Source organism: Photorhabdus sp. RM323S, from assembly GCF_042879375.1.
GTDB classification, from domain to species: Bacteria; Pseudomonadota; Gammaproteobacteria; order Enterobacterales; family Enterobacteriaceae; genus Photorhabdus; species Photorhabdus tasmaniensis.
The window spans coordinates 1-1,163 of record NZ_JBHFKZ010000155.1 but is presented as its reverse complement, the minus strand read 5'-3'; the positions used below and the strand labels follow the sequence as shown (position 1 = coordinate 1,163).

The following is a 1,163-nucleotide window of genomic DNA, read 5'->3' as shown; positions in this document are numbered from 1 at the left end:
GTGATATGTTTACCCACGGTAATTTGCTGATTATCGGCGACGTTCAATTGATGGCTTTTACCAATTGAAATGGCTTGCTGGCCTTTAATGGTCACCGTTTGATTTTTGCTAACTTCCAGCGTCTGGCAGCCCTGCACAGCTTCGTCGTCATCGTGTTTAATTATCACCGTGCGGTTATGCGCAACGTCTGTTTTCTGGTCATGGTTTATCTGCGTGGTTTTATCCCGGAGAACCTGCGTATTCATATCCCGTTGTGCATGAATAAACACTTCCTCGCTGCCGTTTTCATCCTCAAAACGCAATTCGTTAAAGCCATTTCCTTTGTGGGTTTTGGTTCTGAATGTGGTACGGGTCTTTTCCGCCGGTAAATTCAACGGCGGACGGTTAAGTGCGTTATAGGTGCATCGGTAATAATCGGGCGGTCAATATCGCCGTTGAGGTAGGAAATAATCACTTCCTGACCGACTCGCGGTGTCGCCAGAAAGCCAAATCCGTTGCCCTTGTGCCACCCGTACCCAGCAGGAAGCCTGGTCGTCCGGCGCATCATAGCGGTTCCAGTGGAAGTGAACGCGAACCGCCCCCTCTTTATTGACGTAGATTTCTTCTGTGCCGGGCCCGACCACCGTGGCGACTTCATCACCGTCCGCCAGCGGTTTATAGCGGTAGGGGGGACGCCAGTCGTTGCGGCCGGGAATAAACCGGGTCTGGGAATGGAGGGTGGTGCCGGTGCCGTTATCACCTAAAGCGGCAGGGACGTACCCTTGATGTTGGCAAGAGACAACTTGCCAGCGGTCATTCATGGTATCAATCGGGTGGTGGGTTAATTTGAAGATCCTGCCCGGCATTAATCGAATACAATTGCTCTCCGCTTGCCCTGATTTGCTGTCCGTCCGCAGGGCTTCCAGCCGGTACTGGGTAAACGGAATGCCCTCTTTGTTTTTCAGAAAACGCCCGTAACTTTCGAAAATGTGAAATGGCGTGCTATTTTCTGCTTCATAATCGGTGGCGTTATGCTGCAAAGCATAATTGGGGTTGTGGTAATTCCGGTCTTTTTGAGTGATGGATTCAGGGCGCATGTGGGAGCCAAGAGACCATCCGGAGATAACATTTTCATCTGTTGCGTCGGTGACATCTGGGTTGTAGATCAACGTATCCGGTGCCCT

At 51.1% G+C, this 1,163-nt stretch carries 1 protein-coding gene and 2 pseudogenes; all 3 read right to left on the bottom strand.

What is annotated here, in order from left to right:
* Positions 1 to 374: pseudogene (locus ACGF7G_RS22380) on the bottom strand (type VI secretion system tip protein VgrG); the annotation flags it as partial.
* Entirely contained in the window at positions 371 to 544 is a 174-nt protein-coding gene (locus ACGF7G_RS22375) for a phage baseplate assembly protein V (RefSeq protein ID WP_387468478.1), read from the bottom strand. The gene ACGF7G_RS22375 and the pseudogene ACGF7G_RS22380, both read right to left, overlap by 4 nt.
* 13 nt (positions 545 to 557) lie before the next feature.
* A pseudogene (locus tag ACGF7G_RS22370) lies at positions 558 to 1,148 on the bottom strand (contractile injection system protein, VgrG/Pvc8 family); the annotation flags it as partial.
* Positions 1,149 to 1,163 lie beyond the last annotated feature (15 nt).

Excerpts from the sequence above, each read along its gene's own strand:
- ACGF7G_RS22375 (WP_387468478.1), bottom strand. The coding sequence starts at position 544 with ATGCGCCGGACGACCAGGCTTCCTGCTGGGTACGGGTGGCACAAGGGC.